This is a genomic window from Clostridium sp. X, from assembly GCF_055755365.1.
The window spans coordinates 2,205,121-2,230,772 of record NZ_CM146912.1 but is presented as its reverse complement, the minus strand read 5'-3'; the positions used below and the strand labels follow the sequence as shown (position 1 = coordinate 2,230,772).

30 protein-coding genes and 2 tRNA genes are annotated in these 25,652 nt (G+C 29.6%); 4 read left to right on the top strand and 28 right to left on the bottom strand.

Going from position 1 to position 25,652, the window contains the following annotated elements:
- Positions 1-119 precede the first annotated feature (119 nt).
- The 19 genes from minE to polA form a co-directional block, all read right to left on the bottom strand.
- Positions 120-386: a cell division topological specificity factor MinE gene (gene minE, locus ACX0KU_RS11165; protein WP_472989992.1), complete on the bottom strand. Its 267-nt coding sequence runs from the start codon at positions 384-386 to the stop codon at positions 120-122.
- Positions 387-397: 11 nt separating this feature from the next.
- Complete coding sequence (minD, locus tag ACX0KU_RS11160; RefSeq protein ID WP_472989991.1) at positions 398-1,195, bottom strand: septum site-determining protein MinD; 798 nt, start codon at positions 1,193-1,195, stop codon at positions 398-400.
- Positions 1,196-1,210: 15 nt separating this feature from the next.
- Positions 1,211-1,843 carry a septum site-determining protein MinC gene (minC, locus tag ACX0KU_RS11155; protein WP_472989990.1) on the bottom strand — a complete coding sequence of 211 codons (633 nt, stop codon included), beginning with the start codon at positions 1,841-1,843 and terminating at the stop codon, positions 1,211-1,213.
- Between the two features lie 106 nt (positions 1,844-1,949).
- Positions 1,950-5,012, bottom strand: coding sequence for a penicillin-binding transpeptidase domain-containing protein (locus ACX0KU_RS11150; protein ID WP_472989988.1), 3,063 nt, complete (start codon positions 5,010-5,012; stop codon positions 1,950-1,952).
- A gap of 15 nt (positions 5,013-5,027) precedes the next feature.
- Positions 5,028-5,519, bottom strand: coding sequence for a rod shape-determining protein MreD (gene mreD, locus ACX0KU_RS11145; protein WP_472989986.1), 492 nt, complete (start codon positions 5,517-5,519; stop codon positions 5,028-5,030).
- A gap of 12 nt (positions 5,520-5,531) precedes the next feature.
- Positions 5,532-6,377, bottom strand: coding sequence for a rod shape-determining protein MreC (gene mreC / locus ACX0KU_RS11140; protein WP_472989985.1), 846 nt, complete (start codon positions 6,375-6,377; stop codon positions 5,532-5,534).
- Between the two features lie 9 nt (positions 6,378-6,386).
- Positions 6,387-7,442 carry a rod shape-determining protein gene (locus ACX0KU_RS11135; RefSeq protein WP_472989983.1) on the bottom strand — a complete coding sequence of 352 codons (1,056 nt, stop codon included), beginning with the start codon at positions 7,440-7,442 and terminating at the stop codon, positions 6,387-6,389.
- A 25-nt stretch (positions 7,443-7,467) separates the two neighbouring features.
- Positions 7,468-8,154, bottom strand: a complete 687-nt coding sequence (radC, locus tag ACX0KU_RS11130; RefSeq protein WP_472989981.1) for a RadC family protein — start codon at positions 8,152-8,154, stop codon at positions 7,468-7,470.
- Positions 8,155-8,169: 15 nt separating this feature from the next.
- Positions 8,170-8,745 (bottom strand): Maf-like protein, encoded by a 576-nt coding sequence (locus ACX0KU_RS11125; protein WP_472989980.1) that lies wholly within the window; start codon positions 8,743-8,745, stop codon positions 8,170-8,172.
- A gap of 10 nt (positions 8,746-8,755) precedes the next feature.
- A complete protein-coding gene (locus ACX0KU_RS11120) occupies positions 8,756-9,013 on the bottom strand; it encodes a DUF4321 domain-containing protein (RefSeq protein ID WP_472989979.1) in 258 nt (85 codons plus the stop codon).
- A gap of 157 nt (positions 9,014-9,170) precedes the next feature.
- The gene (locus ACX0KU_RS11115; RefSeq protein ID WP_472989978.1) at positions 9,171-9,845 is read right to left on the bottom strand and encodes an SPOR domain-containing protein; all 675 of its coding nucleotides are present in this window, start codon (positions 9,843-9,845) and stop codon (positions 9,171-9,173) included.
- A 237-nt stretch (positions 9,846-10,082) separates the two neighbouring features.
- Positions 10,083-10,664, bottom strand: a complete 582-nt coding sequence (locus ACX0KU_RS11110) for a C40 family peptidase (RefSeq protein WP_472989977.1) — start codon at positions 10,662-10,664, stop codon at positions 10,083-10,085.
- Positions 10,665-10,843: 179 nt separating this feature from the next.
- The gene (locus tag ACX0KU_RS11105) at positions 10,844-11,344 is read right to left on the bottom strand and encodes a GNAT family N-acetyltransferase (RefSeq protein ID WP_472989976.1); all 501 of its coding nucleotides are present in this window, start codon (positions 11,342-11,344) and stop codon (positions 10,844-10,846) included.
- 113 nt (positions 11,345-11,457) lie between these two features.
- Positions 11,458-11,976, bottom strand: coding sequence for a hypothetical protein (locus ACX0KU_RS11100; protein WP_472989975.1), 519 nt, complete (start codon positions 11,974-11,976; stop codon positions 11,458-11,460).
- 85 nt (positions 11,977-12,061) lie between these two features.
- Positions 12,062-12,496 carry an ACT domain-containing protein gene (locus ACX0KU_RS11095; RefSeq protein ID WP_472989973.1) on the bottom strand — a complete coding sequence of 145 codons (435 nt, stop codon included), beginning with the start codon at positions 12,494-12,496 and terminating at the stop codon, positions 12,062-12,064.
- Between the two features lie 352 nt (positions 12,497-12,848).
- Positions 12,849-12,933 (bottom strand) — tRNA-Leu (locus ACX0KU_RS11090).
- A gap of 62 nt (positions 12,934-12,995) precedes the next feature.
- Positions 12,996-13,607 carry a lytic transglycosylase domain-containing protein gene (locus ACX0KU_RS11085; protein WP_472989972.1) on the bottom strand — a complete coding sequence of 204 codons (612 nt, stop codon included), beginning with the start codon at positions 13,605-13,607 and terminating at the stop codon, positions 12,996-12,998.
- Positions 13,604-14,212 (bottom strand): dephospho-CoA kinase, encoded by a 609-nt coding sequence (gene coaE, locus ACX0KU_RS11080; protein ID WP_472989970.1) that lies wholly within the window; start codon positions 14,210-14,212, stop codon positions 13,604-13,606. The genes ACX0KU_RS11085 and coaE overlap by 4 nt, the downstream gene beginning before the upstream one ends.
- Positions 14,213-14,247: 35 nt before the next feature.
- Positions 14,248-16,884, bottom strand: coding sequence for a DNA polymerase I (polA, locus tag ACX0KU_RS11075; RefSeq protein ID WP_472989969.1), 2,637 nt, complete (start codon positions 16,882-16,884; stop codon positions 14,248-14,250).
- 230 nt (positions 16,885-17,114) lie between these two features.
- Here polA and ACX0KU_RS11070 point away from each other — a divergent pair, with 230 nt between their 5' ends.
- A complete protein-coding gene (locus tag ACX0KU_RS11070) occupies positions 17,115-17,912 on the top strand; it encodes a TIGR00266 family protein (protein WP_472989968.1) in 798 nt (265 codons plus the stop codon).
- A 74-nt stretch (positions 17,913-17,986) separates the two neighbouring features.
- Positions 17,987-18,068, top strand: a tRNA-Leu gene (locus ACX0KU_RS11065).
- Between the two features lie 164 nt (positions 18,069-18,232).
- Here the strand turns inward: ACX0KU_RS11065 and ACX0KU_RS11060 are convergent.
- Positions 18,233-18,562 carry a hypothetical protein gene (locus ACX0KU_RS11060; protein WP_472989967.1) on the bottom strand — a complete coding sequence of 110 codons (330 nt, stop codon included), beginning with the start codon at positions 18,560-18,562 and terminating at the stop codon, positions 18,233-18,235.
- A 130-nt stretch (positions 18,563-18,692) separates the two neighbouring features.
- On the opposite strand from ACX0KU_RS11060, the gene ACX0KU_RS11055 reads away from it, so the two are divergent.
- Positions 18,693-18,851, top strand: coding sequence for a hypothetical protein (locus ACX0KU_RS11055; protein WP_472989966.1), 159 nt, complete (start codon positions 18,693-18,695; stop codon positions 18,849-18,851).
- Between the two features lie 54 nt (positions 18,852-18,905).
- Here ACX0KU_RS11055 and ACX0KU_RS11050 read toward each other — a convergent pair whose 3' ends face one another.
- From ACX0KU_RS11050 to ACX0KU_RS11025, 6 genes are all read right to left on the bottom strand, one after another.
- Positions 18,906-19,043 carry a hypothetical protein gene (locus ACX0KU_RS11050; protein WP_472989965.1) on the bottom strand — a complete coding sequence of 46 codons (138 nt, stop codon included), beginning with the start codon at positions 19,041-19,043 and terminating at the stop codon, positions 18,906-18,908.
- A gap of 28 nt (positions 19,044-19,071) precedes the next feature.
- Positions 19,072-19,233: a hypothetical protein gene (locus tag ACX0KU_RS11045; protein WP_472989964.1), complete on the bottom strand. Its 162-nt coding sequence runs from the start codon at positions 19,231-19,233 to the stop codon at positions 19,072-19,074.
- 49 nt (positions 19,234-19,282) lie between these two features.
- Positions 19,283-20,197, bottom strand: coding sequence for a ribonuclease Z (locus ACX0KU_RS11040; protein ID WP_472989963.1), 915 nt, complete (start codon positions 20,195-20,197; stop codon positions 19,283-19,285).
- Positions 20,198-20,333: 136 nt separating this feature from the next.
- Positions 20,334-21,221 (bottom strand): hypothetical protein, encoded by an 888-nt coding sequence (locus ACX0KU_RS11035; RefSeq protein ID WP_472989962.1) that lies wholly within the window; start codon positions 21,219-21,221, stop codon positions 20,334-20,336.
- Between the two features lie 184 nt (positions 21,222-21,405).
- Complete coding sequence (locus ACX0KU_RS11030; protein WP_472989961.1) at positions 21,406-21,546, bottom strand: hypothetical protein; 141 nt, start codon at positions 21,544-21,546, stop codon at positions 21,406-21,408.
- Positions 21,547-21,564: 18 nt separating this feature from the next.
- Positions 21,565-21,720, bottom strand: coding sequence for a hypothetical protein (locus ACX0KU_RS11025; RefSeq protein ID WP_472989960.1), 156 nt, complete (start codon positions 21,718-21,720; stop codon positions 21,565-21,567).
- Positions 21,721-21,924: 204 nt separating this feature from the next.
- Here ACX0KU_RS11025 and brnQ point away from each other — a divergent pair, with 204 nt between their 5' ends.
- Positions 21,925-23,211, top strand: a complete 1,287-nt coding sequence (gene brnQ, locus ACX0KU_RS11020; protein ID WP_472992439.1) for a branched-chain amino acid transport system II carrier protein — start codon at positions 21,925-21,927, stop codon at positions 23,209-23,211.
- 322 nt (positions 23,212-23,533) lie between these two features.
- Here the strand turns inward: brnQ and nadC are convergent, their stop codons facing one another.
- Together nadC and ACX0KU_RS11010 are read right to left on the bottom strand one after the other, a co-directional pair.
- Positions 23,534-24,370 (bottom strand): carboxylating nicotinate-nucleotide diphosphorylase, encoded by an 837-nt coding sequence (gene nadC / locus ACX0KU_RS11015; protein WP_472989959.1) that lies wholly within the window; start codon positions 24,368-24,370, stop codon positions 23,534-23,536.
- On the bottom strand, positions 24,348-25,652 hold the full coding sequence (locus tag ACX0KU_RS11010; protein WP_472989958.1) for an L-aspartate oxidase: 1,305 nt from the start codon (positions 25,650-25,652) through the stop codon (positions 24,348-24,350). The genes nadC and ACX0KU_RS11010 overlap by 23 nt, the downstream gene beginning before the upstream one ends.

The window sequence follows — 25,652 nt, the reverse complement described above, 5'->3', positions numbered from 1 at the left end:
TATAATATATTATATCCATAGCTTTTTGCGCTTAGTTTGAAACTCATCTTCCTTTATACTCAGAGGAGTACTCCACTGAGTAAGCCACTCACAGCAAATCGTAGATTTGGGATGTCTGCTTATCTCTCTCTCATTTTTTTTATTGGGATATTTGCAATTAGTGCAGGTGAACACCCTTCTATTTCTTCTGTTCTTGTAAGTCTAACATCTACCTCACCATCATCAATTATAATATATTTTGAAATAACCTCTAGAATATCGCTTTTCATCATTTCTAAAAGTTCAGGGGATACATTAGACCTATCATGTATTAATATTAACTTTAATCTATCTTTAGCTACTTCCTTTGAGGAAGGTTTACTAGAGAAGAATTTAAAGAAGTCCATACTTTTTCCTCCTATTTAATCCTAAATAATTTTTTTAATGATGCCACAAAACCTGTTTCATTAGCTTCTAAATTTACAATAGGAATATCCTCTCCTAGGATTCTTCTAGCGATATTATTAAACGCTTGTCCCGATAAAGCTTTATCATTTAATACAACAGGTTCTCCTTTATTTGTAGCTATAGTTACTTCTTCATCTCTAGGTACTATACCAATTAATTTAATAGCTAGACTATCAAGGATATCATTTACATCAAGCATATCCCCTCTCTTTACCATCTCATAACTTAGTCTATTTACAATTAATTGATGATCTTCAATACCCTTAGCGTCTAACTTTCCTATCACTCTATCAGCATCTCTTACTGATGTAACTTCTGGATTTACAACTACAAGCGCTCTATCCGCTCCCACAACTGCATTTTCAAAACCTTGTTCAATTCCAGCTGGACAATCAATGAGTATGTAATCAAATTCTTCCTTTAGTTCTTTTACTAAATTTAGCATATGTTCTGGATTTACATCATCTTTATCTCTAGTTTGAGCTGTTGGTAGTAAATATAAGTTAGGAAATCTCTTATCCTTTATAAGGGCCTGTTTAATTCTACATCTTTCTTCTATTACATCTAATAAAGTGAATACAATTCTATTTTCAAGTCCCATAAGAACATCTAAGTTCCTAAGTCCTGTATCTCCATCTACTACTACAACCTTTTTTCCAAGGGCAGCAAGGGCAGTTCCAATATTTGCAGTAGTAGTAGTTTTTCCAACTCCACCCTTACCTGATGTTATTACTATCGCTTCACTCATTCTTTTTTTCCTCCATTAAACAAATTTATTCGGTAAATATGGTTCAACTATTATCATATCGTCTTTAATTTTTGCTACTTCAGGATAATATGGCTTTTCATCCTCTTCTGGAGCCCTTGTAATAATATTTGCGATTTGAAGTATTTTAGGTTGAAGTCTAAAAGCAGCAATTATTGCCTTACTATTTCCAGTATCTCCTGCATATACATTTCCTTGCAAGTTTCCTAAAACTAGTACATTTCCTGAAGCATACACCTCTGCACCTGGATTTACATCTCCAACTATTACAACATTGCCTGGGTATTTAATAACTTGACCACTTCTTAAAGTTTTACGAAAGAATTTTGTACGTCCTTCATATATTCCTGAAAACATTTTATTTCTACCTTCATCTTTATCTTCAAAAATACAATCTTTTATCATAAATTCTTCAAATAATATATCTCTTAACTTAATTATATTACTTTCATTAAATTCCTTTAGCTGTGTTATTATTTTTATTGTAGACCCTTTATAAAACTTTTTTCCCACACTTAGTTTCTCTATAAGATTTTCTAGCATTTCATCAAAATCTCTAAATTTATTCATATCTATTACTGCATTTAATCCATCTCTATTTCCTTTTATTAATATTCCTGCCTTTACCATAACAAACCTCCATAACAACACTTATGTTATATTTCAACATTTTTTTGCTAATTCCTCCTAATTATACAATAAATTTTTAAAAAAACCAGATAGTAATATCTGGTTTTTAGTGTTGAATATTTAATTCTATCTCCGATTGTGTTTTTTCCTGTTCTCCACTTGTATCGATTTGAAAGTTATATCTTGGTACATACGCAGGATAATCTCTCTTTAGGGTTTCTTTAAAATATTCTTCATACATAGCTCTTGCTACTGGAGCTACACTTCCTCCATGACCGCCATCAAAAATAACTATACACACTGCAATCTCCGGATTATCAAAAGGTGCAAATCCTACATATACTCCATAAGCAGTTCTTCCATACTCATCTTGTAATTTTGAAAAAGTAGCAGAACCAGTTTTTCCACCATTAGGTATAGGAAATCCTTCAAATGCATATTTAGCTGTACCATCTCCACCATTTGTAACATCTCGCATTCCAGCCTTAACTGCATCTAAATTCACTGAATTCATATCTATTTTTTCTATTAATTCAGGTTTATATTCCTTTACAACCTTACCATCCTGATCTAATATTTTATCCACTAAATGGACATTATATCTATTTCCTCCATTAACGAGGGTAGCCATATAATTAGCCAATTGAACGGGTGTAAATTGATTTGTTCCTTGCCCAATAGATGCATCATATACATTATTTTGATTATTTATATTATAGTTTGCATCATCAATAGAGTATATTATTGCCATCCATACCTTATCAATTTGATCCTTTAAATACTTTTCATAAGTTTGCTTTTTAGTTATATCACCTACATAGGTACGAGAATACTGAGTATATCCACTAGTATATTTCTGTTTTAAGATTAAATCCATTTCCGCTAGTTTAAATAGATTATTTTTTATGTCTTCTGTACCTTTTTTCTTATATTGCATTTCTTCTAATATCCTATTTCTCAATGTTTCTTTTAATTTTTTGACCTCTTCCTTATCTCCCTCTTTATCACTAATATCAATTCCTATATAGTGACTTTTATAATTAGGTGTTCTTGTATCCGTTCCTCTTGATAGTAGATTTATAAGAGAGTTCATATATAAGGATGAAAAAATCTTTCTGCCTGATTCTAAATTATATACTTGCCCAAATCTCTCTGAAATTTCAATTCCTGTAGATGGTTTAGCCCCTTGAGGAGCGCCAAGTCCAAATTTCCAAGCATAGTTTGCTATAGCATCAAACCCTCCATTGTATTTCTTAGTTTGATATAATCTATCTCCAACTTCAAAGAAGAAATAGTTAATTGAACTCTCTATCGCTCGAGCCACAGTTACATGCCCAAAGCTATAAGAGTTCCAATCTTTACCTTTATATCCGTGTTTAGTAAAAATAAGACCATCATAGATAGTTTCATTAGGTTTAATTACTCCCTCTTCTAGTCCTGCTAGTCCTACTAGTGGTTTAAAAGTAGATCCTGGAGGAATTAAGCTTTTAGTAGCATAATTATATAACGGCTTTGGATAAATATCATAATAGTCTTGCCTTATAGTTGTATTGTTTTTTATATTTTTATCTAGCGGAAACAATCTATTAATCACATCTTCAACAGATTTATTTTTATATGCTTCTTTAGCTATATAATTACTTTTTACTAAATCCGTTACATATTCTTTTCCGAACTCTTCTAGGTTAGGACTAAAATAGATTTCTTGAAGTTCTGGAGTAAGACTTCCTGCAATAGCAAATAAATTAGGATCAAATCCTGGTTTACTAGCTAAAGCAAGCATCTTTCCAGTTTTAACATCAATTGCTACTGCAGCTCCTCTAGTAGCATTAGATGTATCAACATCACCAACTCTACCACTCGCTTGAAGATTTTTCATAATCTCATCAAGGGCCTTTTCTGTTGTATGTTGTAAATTTTTATCAATGGTAAGTTGAACTGTCTTTCCAGGATAAGGCTCCTTTCTTCCAAGTTCTCTCATTATTCTTCCATATTTATTTATCTGAACTATTTTAGTACCATTAGATCCTTTTAATGTGCTTTCAAAAGCACTTTCAATACCTGATGCTCCAATATAATCAGTACTTGCATCATAGCCTTTTTCTTCGTACTTTTCTTTCTGCAATGAATTTATCTTAGATATATAACCTAAAAATGCAGAGCCCAGTTCTCCATTTGGATATTTTCTTATGGGATCTACAGTAACCTCAACTCCTGGTAGTTCAGCATACTTTTGCATATAAATAAAAGCCGTGTCTTTCTTTATATTCGCTGCAAGAACAATTGGTTTAAAGCCGTAAAAGCTTTGCATTTTCATGGAATCTTTAATAACTATAAACCTTCGTTTTAATTCTGTTGAGTATCTATTAGTGTTAATATTATATTTTTTCACCAAAGATTGAAACTCATCTTTATCCATATTCTTATACAGTTTTGCGAACTGATTTTCTTTATCTTTATCAGTTATATCATATTTTTTTAAATAAAATCCTAAACTCTCTTCCCCACTACCTTGATCTTTAAGCTTATTAAAAACATACGTATATATTAGACTATTTTCTTGACTATCTATACCATACAAATTTACCAAATATTCAAAAGTCTCTTCTGGAGTTTTCTTTAATAGTTCATCATCTATCTTTTTTTGTTCTTCATCGGTTATTTCTTGTTTCTTTTTATCTGGAAATAATTCTTTTCTTACCTGATCATCCATTCCTCTATCTTTTTTAAATCTTATTTCCATCCATCTTCTAGTACTAGGATTATCACTTCTAAATTCGAATCTATATGGATTAATTTTTAATTCAAAATCATCCTTTTGAATCTCTTTATTCTCATCTAATATCGTTAAAACTTTTTGCATTGTAGTAAAAAATTCTTTTTTACTCTCATTAGTTTCTGTAAAAACTAGTGTGTATCCTTGCCTACTTTCTGCTAATATCTCACCATTTATATCTATAATATTTCCTCTTGGTGCAGTAATTGGTATATTCCTTATAGCCTTTTGACTTGTAGCCTCTCTATATTCATCAGCTTTTACTATTTGTAGATATAGCAGTTTAAGTATTATTAAACTGAAACTAAATAGCATAATAAAAACTAAAGCAGTATACCTATTAAATTTTTTATCTTTTTTCTTCTTAAAAATTCTTCTTTCGCTACTAAACATACTAAATCACCACTTCTAGAATTTCCAATTTTTAACCATAAAGCTTTTCTGACACAGATTATACGTTCTTTTATAAATAAACGCCCCTGCTATAAGATTATATATACTCCTATATAAAATAACTCTAAAATATACATGCTGTCCAATTATATAAAGTATTATAAACACACCTATTCCTTTCAAAAAACTCAATAAGAAGCATGAAATAATAGGTACAACAGATTTATCTTTAAATATAGTTTTTCCTATCTTTCCAGCAACTAAACAAATAAGCATATTTAGCAATAGATTTATTCCAAATCCACCCACTAGATAAATATCTTGTAGAGCTCCTGATAATATACCTATAAACATAGCGCTCCAACTGCCATTAATAATAGAATAACATACAGCAAATATAAACAACAAACTGGGATAAACACCTTTTATTGATACAAAGGGCATTAATGCATTATCTAAAATTGCAAATAGAATCGATAGACATAGTAAAATTATTATCTTCTTCATTATATTATCACCTTAATATTTTACTTCTCGCTGATTTTTAGGTATAATAACAAAAAGCTCTTCTAACTTATTAAAATTGACACTTGGTTCAATTAAAGCATTTTTAATTAATTTACCTTTATCTTCTTCAATGCTAATAACACTACCTATTTTAATATCTTTCGGATATAGACCACCTAGTCCTGATGTGAAAATTATATCCCCTTCTTTAACCTGTGAATCTAATGGTAGATAATATAATTTCGCTAGCAGTCTATCATTATCATCCCTATATCCTTTAACTACACCATCATTTTCTCTAGTAGTACTCACCGTTGCAGCAACAGCAATATTTTCATTTATTAGCGATTGCACAATTGCCCAATTACTACCTACTGTAGTTACTTGTCCTACTAACCCTTCACCAGTCATTACAATCATTTTATCTTTTAATCCATCATCAGAACCTCTATTAATTACAAATCCATCAAGCCAATTATCTCCACTTTTACCTATTATGTCACAGCCAAGATAATTATATTCTGTTCTTTGATCTTTGAAATTCAACATTTTCTTTAATCTTTCATTTTCTTTAACTAAATCATCATATTTTAATGATTTATCTTTTAAATTATTATTATCTTTTACTAAGGTTTCGTTTTCCTTCTTAATATCATTTAAATTCAAAATGAATCTTACACTATTTTTAATCCTATAATTCAAATTGTATAAATTACCTTGAAATATATTTAAAACAACACCTAATCCATTTTCTGCAGCAGACATTTTTTCTCTTTTTGCCGTATAACTAATTAAAATTAAAAAGCTAACTGACAGTAAAATTACAGTTACTGTCAGCTTATTTTTAAATAACTTCATATAGCTCTTTTACTTTCTTCCCATCTTATCTAAATTATCTAAAGCTTTTCCTGCACCTATTGCAACGCAGTCTAAAGGAGATTCTGCTATATGTACTGGCATATGAGTTTCTTTATGAATTAGTCTATCAAGACCTTTTAAGAAAGCTCCTCCTCCTGTAAGCATTATTCCCTTATCCATTATATCGGCTGCTAGCTCTGGTGGTGTTTTTTCAAGATTTGTTTTAATAGCATCAATAATGGAAGAAACTGTTTCCTTAAGTGCTCCTCTTACCTCTTCTTCAGTTATTTCAATAACTTTAGGAAGTCCAGTAATCAAATCTCTTCCTCTTATTTCCATAGTAAATGGATCTTCAGCAACTGCTACATCTTCTTTTTCTAAATCTACTCCATCTTTCTTTTCTTCTCTTGGATATGCAGACCCTAGTTCCATCTTAATGTTTTCAGCTGTTCTTTCCCCTATCATAAGATTATACTCTTTTTTAATATATGCAATAATTGCATAGTCCATTTCGTCCCCAGCTATTCTTAAAGACTTACTGGTTACAATTCCACCAAGTGAAACAACTGCAATTTCAGTAGTTCCTCCTCCGATATCAACAACCATACTTCCTGTTGGATCTTGAACAGGTAATCCTGCTCCTATAGCAGCTGCCATAGGTTCTTCCATAAGAAACACTTCTCTAGCCCCAGCTCTTTTGCTAGCTTCTTCTATTGCTCTTCTTTCAACAGCTGTTATTCCTGACGGGAAACATACAACAACTCTAGGACTTGTAAATGCAGATTTCGAAGAAACCTTTGATATAAAGTGTCTTAACATTTCTTCCGTAATATCAAAATCAGCTATTACTCCATCTTTTAGAGGTCTTATCGCTACTATATTTCCTGGTGTTCTTCCAATCATTTGCTTTGCTTCATTTCCTACAGCCAAAACCTTATTAGTCGTTTTATTTATAGCTACAACTGAAGGCTCTCTCAATACAATTCCTTTTCCTTTTGAATAGACTAACGTATTAGCTGTCCCTAAGTCTATTCCCATATCTTTATTCATTCCAAAAAATCCCATTGTTTTTCTCCTTTCAAGCAAAAAACTACAGTATGCACTTTTCTTTTAAACTTACATAAATACCATTTCCTATTATTATATGATCAAGTAAATCAATGCCTAAAATCTTTCCACATTCTTTTAATCTCTGTGTTACTTGTATATCCTCTGAACTTGGAGTTGGATCTCCAGAAGGGTGATTATGACATACAACTATAGATGCACTACTTTTTTTTATAGCCTCAGCAAAAATTTCTCTTGGATGAACAATAGAAGAATTTAGACTTCCTATTGAAGCATCTTTGACAGCAATAACAACATTTTTAGTATTTAACATTACTATCCTTAAATGCTCCTCTTTAAAATTCTTCATTTCTTCCATAAATAAGTTTGCAACATCTTTAGGTTGATGAATCTTATGCTCTTCTCCAGATTTATATGCTCTAAATCTTTTGGATAATTCACATATTGCTATTATTTGCGATGCCTTAGCCTTTCCAATTCCCTTTAGAGACATAATTTCCTCTGGTGCCAAACTTAATAAGCCATTTAACCCTCCACTTTCAGTCAATAATCTACTACTTAAACTTACTATATTTTCATTCTTCATGCCTGTTCTCAATATTATTGCTAAAAGTTCACTATTAGATAACCCTGTAGCTCCATATCTTAAAAGTCTTTCTCTCGGTCTTTCATTGATTGGTAAATCTGTAATTTTCAAAGTTTCCTTCATATTACTTCTCCTATACTATAGATTTACCCCCATACCTTTTAATATATAATTTAATCTGTTAATCGGAAGACCTACTACACTATAATAATCTCCATGAATTTCTTCAACAAACACTCCTCCAAAACCTTGTATGCCATAGGCTCCAGCTTTATCCATAGGTTCTTCCGTTTCTATGTATGTTTTTATTTCCTTATCTGTAAGTGTAGAAAATTTAACATCAGTACTCATATAATCTATTTTCACTTCTCTTGTTTTTGTATTTATAACTGAAATTCCTGAGTACACCTGATGGACATTCCCACTTAAAAGCTTTAACATATTAAAAGCTTCTATCTCATCCTTTGGTTTTCCTAATATATGATCTTCAAAAGCAACTATTGTGTCACAACCTATTACAACTGCATCTGTATGTAATAACTCTGCAACTGCATTAGCTTTACCTTTAGCAATCTCCATTACATACTCGCTACAGCTTTTCTTAAACTCAACCTTGTCTTCATTAAAGTTACTAATTATAACTTCAAATTCATTAGTTAAACGACTTAAAAGTTCTTGTCTCCTGGCTGAAGCTGATGCTAAGATTAATCTCACTTTATCACTCCTAATATTTTCTATACAGTAATATTGCTAAAACAACCCCAATAATAGCTAATATATTTATATGGAAATTAATTCCAAAGGTAAATTGAACTACTTTTAAATTTAAAATAAATGGACTTGAAGTTCCAATAGGATAGGTTGATTTAAAAAAACTTAAAGATTCTACATTACTACCTATGATATCTCCAATAAAACTTCCACATATTGCGCCAAGAAGTATTATAAATAGCAGAAAATTGCCTTTTTCATTACCCCTCACAACTATAACCCCTTTTAACTATTTTATCTTATATAGTTTAACATTTAATAAAAGTAGAAACAAGTGTGTATGTTTATAATTTTTATGAATTTAATTTGAATTTTTTAAAAGCATTCAACTAAGTTATTGAATGCTTTTTGTGCTTTTAATTTATATATCATTTTATTTCTTTTATTTTATTGAATAATTGAAAATTAATATTTTCTAAATTCTCTTTAGTTATTTGATCTGGAAGCACCTTTATCTCTTGTTTTAAACTTTGTAAAACTTCATAATTTATACTATTTTTTTCAACTTCTTTTAAAGAAGATGTCCAGCTCTTTAATTGCTTTGTTTGTACTGACTTTACTTTATCATCGAAGAATCTATTATTGATTTGTATATATGCTCCTAATATTTCTGTAATTTGATTATCACATAACTCTTCATTATTTATTTTTAGTTTTAGCTTAGAAGACTCTATTTTGTTTTCTATCAATTTTTTTAAAATTAATTCTGAACTTTCCTCTGTATAAATCCCCATTATTACTCTACTCTTATTATCTTCCTCTACTATAAAAGTAGTACCTATTAGAGATAATTTTTTCTTTAATTCTTTAGCATTATCCTTATTTGCAAAGACTCCACATTGTAAAGCTACATAATTATTTTGTGGTTTAAGATTTTCCTTAGTACTTTCGTTATTTTTAACTTTATAATCTGTGCTTTTTATAAATACATTTGATATTATTGATCCTGAAATAAACGCTAAGGTTAATATACCCACAATTAATACTATAAAAAACACATTATTCTTTTTTCTTTTCTTCAAATCATATCTTGTATATCTCATCTTCCCCTCCCCAAACGCTTCGTTATATAATTAATACTATTTCAAAAACTCATTATTTATACTAAGAAAATCAACTCTGTTGATTTCGCTAGGGAAACCTACGGTTCCTTTCGACGACACTACGTGTCTGCGCACCCTCCTTGCTACGGCAAGAAATCCTTTTTCCTACACCTTTATTTTTTATTCTATAGAATAAAAATCCCAATCAACTTTGATTGGGATTTTACTATGTACAATCTAATTAATTATTCTTCTTGATGCTGAGTATCTTGATTTATAGTAACTTTCACCTAAACTACTAACCATAACCTTTTTTCGTCCTGAAGATGCGTGTATAAAATTCCCGCTACCTATATAAATACCCACATGACTATTTGAACCTGAAGTATCAAAAAATACTAAATCTCCTGCTCGTAAGTTTTCTTTACTTATTGATATCCCCATTTCAACTTGGTCTCCAGTATAATGAGGCAAATAGTATCCAAACTTATTATAAACATATGATGTAAATCCCGAGCAATCAAATGCGCTTGGTCCTGAAGCTGCCCATACATAAGGTCTACCTAAAAACCTATAAGAATATTCAATTAAATTACTTGTTACACTACTACTTCCTCTTGACAATCTTTCTCTATCTACTTGGTTACTCGGAACCTTTATCACTCTATTGATTTCAACTTTTGTAGAACGTACATTTATACCTTTAGATGATTGAACTCCAACGTCAGCCTTTGCTTCATAACTATTTATAGATATAATAACACCTACAGTAAAAATAAATAGAATGAAAGTTATACTTTTTCGTATAAAACTATTCATTTGTCTTCCTCCTTTAAGTTATTAACAGATAACGTTTTCATTATCCTATACCAAAAGTAATCTTATCTTTTTTTATTTGCGTAAAACTGAAAATAATGCACTCTTTTTTCATTATAGTATAAATTACAAATAAATGTCAAACATTTTTAATTCTATTTATATTTACCATGAATATAATATTATTTGGTCCTTTTTAAAATTGCCCCCTGTATTCTTCTCTCCTTATTCAATAATGTAGATACTATAAATCCACTTTTTTTCCAAAAATCCAAAGACTTCATATCAGTTTCCTTAAGCTTCGCACTAAAATTAATTATGCCAAAACCAGTATCAAAATAATTAATTATGGAATTTAATAATTTAACTCCTACTCCTTTATTTCTATATTTCTCACTTATTAAAATATATCCAAACCATACATTGTTAGGATTTACAAATTCTATCCTCCCTTTAATTATACCTATTAGCTCATCCTTAATTGTAACTTTTATAAAAAACTCACATTCACTAAGATAATACTCCATAAATCTATCTTTAAAATCATTCTCACCGAGTTCTTCATACTTATTTACATCCAAATAGGTTGTCTCTATTTTAAACCAATTATAAATTTCATTTATGTCTTCTTTTTCAATATTTTTAATTTCAAACTCTGTAGTTTTAAAATTAATATTAAACATATAAGCTACACCTCACTGATATCTATTCTACATTTAGAGTAATTTTCCTCCAAAAAAAATCTATCAAGTTTATAACTTAATAGATTTCTTAGAAAATCTTTAATATTTATTAATTAATCTTCATAATACATAAGAGTAACCTTTATGATCCTTCTAATGATTTTCTTTGCTATAGTAAAAGGAACTCCGTACATTCTTAAATATCTGAAAATGCCTGGATTATATTTTTCCATCTTCATTAATATTTTATTAATTTCTTTAGGTCCATATTCCTTTTTCCTTGTCATATCTTCATCCATATCTTCATATTCGTCTTGTTCCATCATGTTCATGCCAGCCGTAGTTGTTGGTAACATCTGCTCAACATTCATCATACTAGGTATCATATTTGGTATCATATTTGGCATCATATTAGAATTTATGTTTGGCATCATTATCGGAGACATTTCTACTCCTACTGGTTTCATCATAAGTGGCATAAAGCCTTGCATACCCATACTTCCTTGCATATTTAACGGCATTTCAACAGGCATAATCCCTGGAACTGGAACCCCGCCTGGCATAGGCATCATATCATATTCTGTGTCCATATCTATCTCTTTATCTATTCTATCTTCTTCATTAAAATCCATATACATACCCCCATAAATAAAATGACTACATTACTAAGTTATGCATATAGCTTTATTTTAAGCACTATTTTTTATCTCAAAACCCTTATTCCATAGCAATTAATCTAACTTGAACTACATTATCCATACATTTTACCTGATCAATAAAATCACTTAACTCTATATTTATATTTGAAATATCTAGTGTTATAGTTACATTCGCAGCATTATTTACTGGTATGTCTTGGCTTATAGTAAGTATATTTCCATTAACACTTGCTATACTATCTAATATTCTAGATAAAGTTCCCGTTTTATGAGAAAGCAAAAATCCGATTGTAGCTTTTTTAACATGTGTTCCTTCTGCAACCGAAAATACAAAATCTTTATATTTATAATAAGAACTCCTGCTTATACCTACCGATTTTACAGCTTCAGTTATATCTTTTGCTTGTCCTATTTTCAATAATTCCTTTACTTGTACAACCTTGTCAAATACTTCTGGTAAAATTCTTGTATTTATTATTAGATACTTATCCATATTTCCTCCTACATTAATTCTTTAATCTGTTTTAATAAACAGATTTCTTGGCTTCAGGTGGAGTTTTTCACTTAATCTGAAGCTTACTAACAGAATTCTAAGTATCGGTACTTTCGATACTTAGAAATCGTTGTCCTTTAGGGTAAATCGTTATCCAGGGACTTAACTAACCTTATCTCCCACTTTGATAGAAAAGCAGAGAACCCAAATCTCTGATTCGGAGTGAATCGCTTTCACAGAGTGCGTGGAAGTATTACGGCAGGTAGTCATCGAACAAATAATAAAATATATATCAAATCCCCTTAAAAAATTCAAATAAAAAGTGGCCTAAACCTTTAAGTTTAGCCACTTTTGGTGCAGAAGATGGGACTTGAACCCATACACCTCACGGTATACGCCCCTTAAACGTACGCGTCTGCCGATTCCGCCACTCCTGCATATATATTATGTTTTATATAAATATTATTTTATACTCCCATAATACATACTGTCAATAGATTTACGAAAAAAAACTATTAATTATTTTCTTTACGTTCTCCATATAGCTTTTATCATTAGTATATAAGAGTTTGTATAGATTATAATATACTTCTACTCTTTTTACATACTTATCTGTTTCTTTAAAAGGTATATAGTAAAGAGTTACACCATCCTTAGAGTTTTCTTCGTTATTAAGCCATTTTTTAACATTACCTCTTCCACCGTTATATGCAGCTAGTACTAATTTCATATCAGCACCAAATTCTTTTTTGAGATCATTTATGTACCAACATCCCATTCTTATATTAAGATCCGTATTATAAAGCATATTCACATCAAAGTTTTTAATATCCAATTTTTCCGAAATCCATTTTGAAGTTGAAGGGGTTACTTGCATCAATCCTCTTGCATCTTTAATTGATATAGCATCCTTTTGAAAATTACTTTCAACCTTAATTACTGCTGCTACTAAATACGGATCAATATTATATTCATTTGAGTACTTTTCTATTTGATCACTATACTTTAACGGATAAATAAATCTTCCTATTGCTTTTCCATTTAAAATAACAAGTGCTATTATTACTAAAAGTAATAAAGAACCCAGTCTTTTTCTTTTTCTTAATCTCATTTCTCCTCCCCTAATTTACTTATTTTAAATAAAATTTTATCAATCTGATTTCTTGTTTCTTGTAAACTTCCATTATTATCTATAATAAAGTCTACCTTTTCTTTTTTTGACTCCATGGTCATTTGAGCATTAATTCTATTACTAACTTGTTCCATTTCCATGTTGTCTCTTTTAATAACTCTTTGAACTTGTGTATCTTCATTTACCCAAACCAAAATATTTACATCCATATATTCATGAATAGAATGCTCAATTAAAGTTGGCGCATCCACTATACATATCTTTCTTCCTAACTCACTTAACTTTTCTATTCTATTAAATATTTCTAATTTTATATATGGTAGCATTATCCTTTCCAGCTCATCCAACAATCCTTTGTCTTTGAAAACATAATTTCCTAGTTCTCTTCTTTTTAACCTACCTTCTTTATCAAAAAACTCTTTACCAAAACATTCTTCTATTTCTTTCAGTATATCTGGATAAATTTCTAATATCTCTCTTGCAATAATATCAGCATCTATAACTGGTATGTTTTTTTCACGAAGAATATTAGAAACAGTGCTTTTTCCACTTCCAATTCCTCCAGTAAGTCCAACCTTCATCATATCTCTTCCCCCTTTTCTACTAGTATTTTTAGTTATTATTTAGCCTCATACCAGTTTTCTCCTATATTTACATCAGCCTCTAGGGGCACAGAGAGCTCCATTACCTTTTTCATTTCATCTACAACAAGTTTCTTAATTACCTCAATTTCATCTTTATAAACATTTAATATAAGTTCATCATGAACTTGAAGAATTAAAGAACTTTTTAATTCTTCCGCCTTCAATCTTCTATATACAGAAACCATTGCCATTTTAATAATATCTGCCGCTGTTCCTTGAATTGGAGTATTCATTGCTAGCCTTTCACCAAGAGCTTTTATTACCTTATTTTTTGATTGGGCCTCTGGAACAAATCTTCTTCTATTTAATATAGTTCTTACATACCCATCTTTCTCTGCTTGTTTTATTATTTCATCTATATATTTTTTTACACTTGTAAATCGTTCAAAATAAGCATCTATATATTGTTGAGCTTCTTTTCGTGATACTTTAATATCTTCTGAAAGACTAAAAGATCCTATTCCATATACTATACCAAAATTTACTGCTTTAGCATTACTCCTCATTGTAGATGTGACTTCATCTATAGGAACCTTAAATACTTCTGAGGCCGTTCTTGTATGAATATCATGATTATTTCTAAACGCATCTATCATGTTTTCATCATTAGCAATATGTGCAAGTACCCTTAATTCAATTTGGGAATAATCTGCCGATAATATTATACAATCCTCATTATTAGGCACAAAGACCTTTCTGATTTCTCTACCCATTTCATGCTTAATAGGTATATTTTGAAGGTTTGGTTCAGTACTAGATAGTCTTCCTGTAGTTGTTACAGTTTGATTAAAGCTCGTATGTATCTTGTCATCCTTGTCAATTACAGCTTTTAATCCCTCTACATAAGTAGAATCTAGTTTTGTAATTTGTCTATATTCAAGAACTTTTTCAATTATAGGATGCTTATCCTTTAGCTTATCAAGAACTTCTGCATTGGTAGAATATCCTGTTTTTGTCTTCTTCACAGTTGGCAAATCTAATTTCTCAAATAGAACTTTACCAAGTTGCTTTGGAGACTTTATATTAAATTCTTCATCAGCTAAAGTATAAATTTCTCTTTCTAAGGCTTCTATAGTAATCTTAAACTTTCTACCTATCTCTACTAACTTTTCTCCATCTACTTTAAATCCTTTAGCTTCCATAAAACCAAGTACCTCTATTAGAGGCATCTCTACCTCATAAAAAAGTTTTTCCATATTAAATTGATCTATCTCTTCTTTTAGTAATATATATAACTCTTTTATAAAATATGTTTCTCTAGCTTTAACTTCGTCACTTTCTCCTCTGATAGTTAGCTTTAAGCGTTCTTCTACCATCTCTTTTATAATATAATCTTTACTTGATGGTTGTATTAAGTATGCTGCAATTTTTGTATCAAAACTAAGTTTATTAAATAGTATTTTATACTTATTTAAAAATACGTAGCCCAACTTACTATCATGACATATCTTTTCAATTTTTTCATCCTCAAAGAACTTTTTTAGAGCACTTAATACTTCTTCTTTACTCTGTTCACTTATCTTATTTACGTCTATGCAATATACTATTTCTTCCCATCTCAAATATAACTTATTAATCTCAATCTTTGAAAACAATTCCTGATTTAAGAATTCAAATTGTATATATACAGTACTATTAATTTCCTGCATTAGTTCATTTAGCTTAACTATTGAATCTATTATTTCATAGTTAAATTGCTCTAATATTTCTTGATCATTTTCCTCTACACTAAAATCATTTTCTTCTTCATTAAATATATTAATCAATGATTTAAATTCTAACTTTCTAAATAGTTCTCTAACGCCTTTCACATTATATGCTTCTTTAGATTTTATATCATCTAAATTAATTTCTATAGGAACATCTGTCATAATAGTAGCTAATCTTTTGCTAAATATAGCTTGTTCACTGTTTTCTATAAGACTTTCTTTTACTTTCTTTCCTGATACACTCTCAACATTTTCCAAAAGTCTTTCAATACTCCCATATTCTTTAATTAGTTTATAAGCAATCGTCTTTCCTATTCCAGGAACTCCAGGTATATTATCTGATTTATCTCCCATAAGTCCTTTAACATCAATAAATTGAGTAGGAGTTACTCCAAACTCTTCAATCATTCTATTTCTGTCATAAATTTCTTTATCACTCATACCCTTTTTATTTATAACTACCTTAACATTATCTGTTGCAAGTTGGAGTGCATCTCTATCTCCAGTTACAATATAAACTTCTATTCCTTTATCATCTGCGAAACTAGACAATGTTCCAATTAAATCATCTGCTTCAAAACCATCTACTTCAAATATATTAATAGCTAACATTTCTAAAAGTTCTTTTACTATAGGAAATTGATCTTTAAGTTCTGGAGGCATCTTTTCCCTACCAGCTTTATATTCCTCATATTCCTTATGCCTAAAGGTAGGTGCTTTTCTATCAAAAGTAGTTACTATATAATCTGGTTTTAATTCTTCTTTCATCTTTAAAAGCATTTTAACAAACCCAAAAATAGCATTAGTATGCATTCCCTCTGAGGTAGTGAATTTAGGTAGTGCAAAAAATGCTCTGTACATAAGGCTATGTCCATCAAGTATCAGTAATTTCTCTTTTTTCATGTTAATCCTCCAAATTTCGCTGATGTATACTATATTTTTTCTGCATATACTATCCATTTCTTCGTATACTTACTATATCTAGTTTACTCATTTTCTCTGTTTATATCAATAATTTAAAGTAAATAGTACCTATTATTTATTTATTAGTAAATTTTTTTCTTTTATGTATTTAGATTAATCTTTATATTTGGTAAAATATTCTTATACCTATATAACAAGGAGGAATTTAAATGAATTCTCATGAAATAGACTACACGCTATATGGTGATGATATGCAATTTGTAGAAATTCAGCTTGATCCCCAAGAAAGCGTTGTGGCTGAAGCTGGTGCTATGATGATGATGTCTTCCAGCATACAGATGGAAACAATTTTTGGTGATGGTACATCTAGTAACTCTAATGGAAATCTGATGAATAAACTATTCGGTGCTGGAAAAAGGGTTCTTACTGGTGAAAGCTTATTTATGACTATGTTTACAAACATAGGAATAGGTAAACAAAGTGTAAGCTTTGCAGCTCCTTTCCCGGGGAAAATTATACCAATGGATTTAAGTAAACTTGGTGGTAAGCTTATTTGTCAAAAAGATTCTTTCTTATGTGCTGCAAAAGGAGTTTCCATCGGAATAGACTTTAGAAAAAAACTTGGAGTAGGTTTTTTCGGCGGTGAAGGATTTATTCTTCAAAAATTAGAGGGTGACGGCTTAGCTTTTGTCCATGCTGGTGGAACTATAGTTGAAAAGAAGCTCATGCCTGGTGAAACTCTAAAATTAGATACAGGCTGTTTAGTTGCTATGACAAAAGATGTACATTATGATATTGAATTTGTTGGTGGTATTAAATCTGCCTTTTTTGGTGGAGAAGGTTTATTTTTCGCAACCGTTTCTGGTCCAGGTTCAGTTTGGGTTCAATCTCTTCCATTTAGTAGACTAACAGATAGAATATTATCTTCTGCTCCTCAATTAGGTGGAAAACGCGTTGGTGAAGGCAGTGCTTTAGGATTTTTAGGAGATATTTTAGATGGAAAATAAGAAAATTGCTTTGCAATTTTCTTATTTTCTTGACTAAATTTTACTATTCTGATATAATAATATTCGTTCCACATGCCGATGTGGCGGAACGGCAGACGCACTCGACTCAAAATCGAGCGGGAAACCATGTGGGTTCGAATCCCACCATCGGCACCAAAAGAGATTGAATTATATTCAATCTCTTTTTTATTTTTATAATTTTATGTATAATAATTTTTATTATGGTAATAATTTAAATATTCATTATCCCAACCCCATTTACTAAAAAAGAAAGCTATAGATTACAATATAAAATCCATAGCTTTCTTTTTTATTTTCAGTTATAGTACACTACTATAACTCTCTTTTAACTCATTTATTGTTATACCTGCTAAATTATCTTTATTATCTGTTGAGCTAAAGTAAGCATTTTCATGTTGCGGATACATATATTCAATCATTGCAAAATTTGCTATATCTAATAAATACTCTGTATTTCCTGTTTTTTTATATTTTTCTACTCTTATTTCTAAGTTCTCTACAGCACTCACAAGCTTTTGTCCATAATTCTCTTTTATTTTTCCATATTTAAAATAGCTTGTTGCCATTCTATTTTTTCTTAGCTTATCAAAATCTGTGCAGTATTCAGTTTTTAATATTTCATCTATCACGTATTACTCCTCCTTCTTTTAAAAAGTTCCCTATATTTTTTAATATAAAACATTAAAATGTAGCTACCTTGTTATAAAATTCAAAAATATGGTAATAATTTTAATAACTTTAATTGTGGAGGTAAGAAATATGAATGAAGATGTTAAACAAATAAGTGTATCTACAAGGATAATAGCTACTGAAATTAATAAATCACAAGTTAAAGAACTTATTCAAAAACTTCAAAATTTAAAAGCTATTGATGAATCTGATGCAGAAGTTATAGTTGCTGCTACAGATTGTTTATAAGAAAAGGACTTTAGCAAAATAATTAAAATTGTTTTACTACAAGCCCTTTTACTTTTATTCTATAGGCTCTCCTTCAAAATTTGTATATCTTGGAGGAGTTCTTTTATCTCTGTTATCTGCATCATATTGTGGTCTATGACCATCTAATTTTTTACTTTTTTTATGCGTTTCTCCATTTATATATCGTCTCATCTCTATTCTCCTCTATTTTTTTATATTTTTAGACTTTTTGTTTATTCTTATAAGATTTTATTTCATTAAATAAAGTAATGTCTTCTTTTTCTCTTTTGTCTAATCTTATAGAATTTTCTAGAGCAAATACATAATTATTTGATGATTCTTCTATAGATATTTGGGAATTATCTATTTTTGTTTTCTTCATGTAATCACTCCTTCTACTAATTAATTTTCCCCCTTAATAAGCTTTTATTCTATAAATTTTCAAAGGTTAATTCCTTTTCTAGTAATTCTTGTCCAAGCTTAGTATTTTCAAATATCTTTGTTGCGTTATGTAAAAATTCTTGAGGATTATATAATAATGGACTAAAATGTGTAAGCCAAAGTTCTTTAACCTCTGCCATTTTTGCCAAATTTGCACATTCCGAAAATAACATATGTCCATTTATTTGAGCTTTTTCTAAATAGCTGTCATCTCCGTACATTCCTTCTCCAATAAATAAATCAGATTCTTTTATAAAATCTATTAATTCTGTGATAGGTCTTGAATCCGTACAATAAGATACTTTTAATCCTTTTCTATTTTCACCTAAAACCATATCTGGTGTAAAAACTTTATTATTATAATTTACTAATTCTTCCTTTTGAAGCTTATTCCAAAGAATTATAGGAACGCCTAGAGCTTCTGCTTTTTCCCTATTAAACTTTTTAGTTCTTTTAACTTCTATACTGTATGCCAAACAATCAATGCCATGTTCTACACACATATGACGGATAATATAATCTTTATAATTATATTCTTTAATATCTCCTTCTCTAACTTCTATTAAATTTAACTCATAAGGTAAATGTGGTACTATAACCTTAAGTCCGCTTACAATTTCACTAAGTCCTTTGGGACCTATAATTGTTATAGGATCTGTACGATTCGAATTACCTATAGTACTTAAAAGTCCCGGAAGACCAGCTACATGATCTGCATGATAATGAGTTAGACAAATAACATCTATTGATTTAAATCCCCATTTCAACTTTTTTAATAAAATCTGAGTTCCTTCCCCACAATCTATAAGTATCATACTTCCTCTATAATTTATTACTAAAGAGGTTAAATATCTCTCTGGAAGAGGCATCATGCCTCCAGCTGATAATAAACAAACTTTTATCATAATTTCTCCTTCACTAAACTAATAATTCACTTACTAATATCTATAATTACAAGATTAATATGTGTATATAAGATATTTAATATGAACATATTTATATTAAATTAAAAATAGCAACTTTTTAGAGTTGCTATTTTTATTATTGTTCATTTTCATCGTAATTTCTTATTGAAGAACGTGCATCTTTTTCAATTGATATTATTTTACAAATCAATATAGCTACTGTATTGCTGAGAATCACTACTCCTTCTCCAACTTTTGTTATATTTCCTTTTAAATTACTAAAGATCTCATCCCTAGCTGTAGTATTAATAGTATAATCTTGACCTATGTGATTAGAGCAATATTCTCTCAATGGTCTTTCACAACAATCACAATCACCAGTCTTATTATTATCTCTCTCAGGTAAAAGTAATACTTGTGGCAATCTTCTTGAGTAAATTCCTACAATTTGATGTATAGGAATAGTTATTTCTCTAAATGAATTTCTCACTATTACTATATACTCATCTAATTTAACTATCATACAATCTAATATAGTACCTTGCTTTTCAGTTCCAATTTCAATATCATCTGCTATTAATTCATTTAACTGTTTTAATATATGATACATTGGTTTTATACAAAGTTCTTTAATAAACTCCGCTCCTGGTCCTGGAGGACCTTGAGGTCCAATTGGTCCTGGTATTCCTTGTAATCTGTCTGCCTTATTATTAATTACAACATCATCGGCCTCATCTATATCTTCTATATCTTCTATAGTATTTTCACTCCAATTTGTTTCTTGTATATTATCTTCATTCCAGTGTTCTTCTTCATACTTACTATCTTGATTCCAGTCTTTATTTTTATCTTGTTCATTATTTTCAGACCAATTAAAATCATCAAAATATTCAACGCCCTCAGTATCCCAATTGTAATCTATACTGTCATTATTAATAGAAGTATTTCCTGCTTCATTATTATTAAGTTCTTCATCATTCCAACTGTTATCATTATCTAATTCATTATTTTCAGGGTAACTCATATTTTATACTTCCCCCTTTTAATATTTATTGTATGTCTTTCTATACTCACATTATTATATGATTAAATATTTTTATCAGTTCATAGTTTTGTACTAAAAATAAAGAAGTTACCTTGATTTTTTATATCTTGGTAACTTCTCTTATAAATTAAATTTTCTTTGTATACTCTATACAATTTATTAATTATCTAATTCCATCTTTCCTTTTTAGTGCTTCTGGTGATAATTCTTTTCCTGCTTCCATATTTACTTTTTGTGCTTCTAATTGATACTTTTCTTTAGCTTTGTTTCTTGATTTCTTCTTACTACTAGCTTTTTTATCCATGTCTTTTCTCCCTTCAATTTATCTGAATTGATTTATGGGATTTCCCTGTCCATTTTTTCTCATCTTATCAGTACTTGGCATTTCCATTAATTCAGCAGCTTCCATATTTACCTTATCAAATTCTCTAGATTTTTTTTCAGATAGAAAATTAGATTTCTTTATATTTCTGCTCAATTTAAATTCCTCCTACTCTTTACATAGTAATTACATTAATTATTTTAACCATTTTTCATAATATGAATCATACAACATATTCCATATAATGAAGTAAATACTATTATTTAATAGTCGCTTGACATTTAATAAAATTCGAAATTGTAAATAGCGAATTTTGTCATTTTATGATATTATATTCTTATATATGGAGGACTTTTATGGATAAAAAAAACAAAAGATTATTTTGTTATTGGATTTGCACTTTTTGCTATGTTTTTTGGAGCTGGAAATCTCATTTTTCCTCCTTCTCTCGGAAGAGCTGTTGGCATTGATTACTTAGTATCCATATTAGGTTTTTTAATTACAGGAGTAGGACTTCCTTTAATAGGTATATTATCCTGCGTAAAGAGTGGTGGTAATTTTGAGACTATTGCAAATAAAGTAGGACGTATTTTTTCTGTTGTTATTAATACTTCCTTAATACTTGCAATCGGCCCTATGCTGGCTATACCAAGAACTGCAGCTACAACCTTTGAGCTTACTATTAAGCCCTTATTTCCTACAATAACTCCACTTACTACAGTTATTATTTACTTTTTAATAAATTCTATTTTTGTTTTAAGATCTAGCTCAATAATAGACACCATAGGAAAGTTTTTAACTCCTATGCTTCTAACTATGCTTCTTCTTATTATCTTAAAAGGGATTATTTCACCTATTGGTCCCACTATAAATACTGGTCTTTCTAATGCATTTTCAAAATCATTATTAGAAGGCTATCAGACTATGGATGCCATGGCTTCTGTAATATTTGCTTATATAATCATTTCTTCTATTAAGAAAAAGGGATACACTAATACAGCTGACATAATTAAAACTACAAGTTATTCCGCTTTAGTTGCTGTTTTGGGATTAAGTATAGTATATGGAGGCCTTCTTTATTTAGGCTCTCAAACTAGCTCATTGTTTAGTGAAGAAATACCTAGAACTACTCTAGTTATGGAAATAACATCAAGAGTTCTTGGAAGGTTTGGATCCTTTGCTTTAGCTATTGCTGTTGGATTAGCTTGCCTCACTACTTCTGTAAGCCTTACAGCTACAGGCGCTGAATTTTTTAATAGACTGTCTAGAAATAAACTTTCATATAAGTTAAATGTTTTAGTTATAACTATATTTAGTGCAATTATAGCTGTTAATGGAGTAGATATCATAGTTACCTTAGCTGCTCCAATTTTGCAGATTATCTATACAGTAATAATTGTACTTATAGCTACTAACTTTTTTGAAGAATTTATTAAAAACAATGAAATTATAGCTATAACTACCTATGTAACTTTAATTATTTCTATACTTAGCACTATAAGTTCTCTAACAAATAATTCTTTAGATAGATTTCTCAGTATTATGCCCTTGTCTAATCAAGGATTTGCTTGGCTTCTTCCTTGCTTGATAGCCTTTATAATATCCTATACTTTTTTAAATAGGCACTCTAATATACTTAGAAGATAATTCTATTGCCTCCTCAAAAATCCTTAATGGTACAAAACAAAAATAAGCTAGCTTCCACAAGTGGAAAAACTAGCTTGTTTTAATTCTAGATGATTAGTTCTAGTCTATTCAGTTATATTTTTATCTCTAGATATTTTTATAATTCCCTTAATTAATGCTCTTAAGACAGCATAGGCAGGGATAGCTGAAAGTCCATCTATAAAGCCAAATAAGGAAATAGAAATAATGATTACCTATGAGATCCAGGTGAATAAAAACTTAAAATAAAAAAGATATGAAATCTTAAAATTATTTAAGCTTTCATATCCGATTAATTAACTTACTATATTCTAATCAAATTTTTCATACTAATATCTAAAGCTTTTACAGAATGAGTAAGTACACCTACAGATATATAGTCCACTCCAGTTTTAGCTATTTCTTTTACTGTTTCTAAAGTAACATTGCCAGAAGCTTCTATAAGAGCTCTTCCGTCTATTATTTCTACAGCTTGTCTCATAATTTCAATTTTCATATTATCTAACATTATTATATCCGCTTTTGCTTCTAAAGCTTCATAAACTTCCTGTATCGTTTCTACCTCTACTTCTATTTTTCTAACAAAAGAAGTTTTGCTTTTCATTAAATTTACTGCTTCTTTTATTCCTCCAGCAGCATTTATATGATTATCCTTTATAAGTACTCCATCTGAAAGATTAAACCTATGATTACAGCCCCCTCCAATCAATACTGCATACTTATCAAATATTCTAAGATTTGGTGTTGTCTTTCTTGTGTCTAATATCTTTGCCTTTGTCCCTTCTATTTCTTTAACGAAATTATTAGTAATAGACGCTATTCCACTCATTCTCTGAAGCATATTTAAAGCTACTCTCTCTCCAATTAATATTTTTTGAGTGTTCCCTATTAATTTCCCTATTATGCTGCCCTTTGTAACTCTATCTCCTTCCTCTACCTTAAACTCTAATTCCACATCTTCTAATATAGAAAATACTCTTTTAAAAATCTTAAGTCCTGCTATAATCCCTTCTTCTTTAGATATTAACTCTACACTACATCTGCTATCATAAGAAATTATAGCTTCAGTTGTTATATCTCCATATTGGCTATCTTCCTTTAGAGCTTCCTTTAAAAAATTATCCACAGTTAACCAATTCATCTTTTATATCCTCTCTTATCTTAATAAATTCCTCTGTTATTATTCTTTTATTATATTCTCTAATTTGATTAGCTTTTTTTATACTTATATGACTAGTCAAAAAAGTAATTTTAATATTATCTATATCATTATTTATATAGTTTGCTGCTCTTCTTGAAAAAACTAAAGCTTCTAAAAGTGAGTTACTAGCTAATCTATTATCTCCATGTACTCCCGTACAACTTACTTCACCACAAGCAAATAAGTTCTTCATAGAAGTCTTAGAATCTATATCTACCTTTATTCCTCCCATAAAATAATGCTGAACTGGGGTTACAGGTATTTTATCCTTTGTTATGTCTATTCCTCTTTTATTACATTCACTATATATTAAAGGAAATCTATTTATAATGAATTCTTTAGGCTTATGAGTTATATCTAGGAATACACAAACAGAATTAGTTTTGTATTCTTCCTCTATTATAGCTTTTGCTACTTTATCTCTAGGTAGAAGTTCATTTACAAATCTTTCTCCCTTGATATTTATAAGAAAAGCTCCCTCACCTCTTAGAGATTCTGATATTAAAAATCTTTTTCCTTCTTTCTCATTTTCATACAAAGCTGTAGGATGAAATTGAATATATTTCATGTCCTTTAACCAAATATTATGCCTTAGTGCAATAGCTAGAGAATTTCCTTTTAAAGTTCTTTGATTAGTTGAATTTTTAAATAATCCTCCTATTCCACCTGAAGCTAATATAGTAACCTTTGAATTTATAAATAATATATTATCCCCATTTATAGCTATTCCTCCAAAACATTTATTATTTTTACAAACTAAATCTATTAAACAAGTATCCTCGTAAACTTTAATATTTTTTCTTTCTTTAACCTTATTTAAAAGTCTCTGAAATATTTTTTCACCAGTTTTATCTTCACAATGAAGAATTCTCTTTACACTGTGTGCTCCCTCTCTTGTATAATCATATCCTTTTCCTAACTTATCAAAATCCACTCCAAAGCTAACTAACTTTTCTATATTTAATATCGATTCTCTTGCTAAAACTTCTACAGCTTCTACTGAATTTTTGTAGTTTCCTGCTTTAACTGTGTCTTTAATAAACAAGCTTTCATCTTCTTTATTTAAGACAGTAGCTATTCCCCCTTGAGCAAGATATGAATTACACTCTTCCATCTTAGATTTTGTAATTAAAGCTATCTTTAAATTCTCTTTTAAATTTAAAGCTGCATAAAGACCTGCTACACCTGTTCCTACAATAAATACATCAACCTCTGTGTTCAT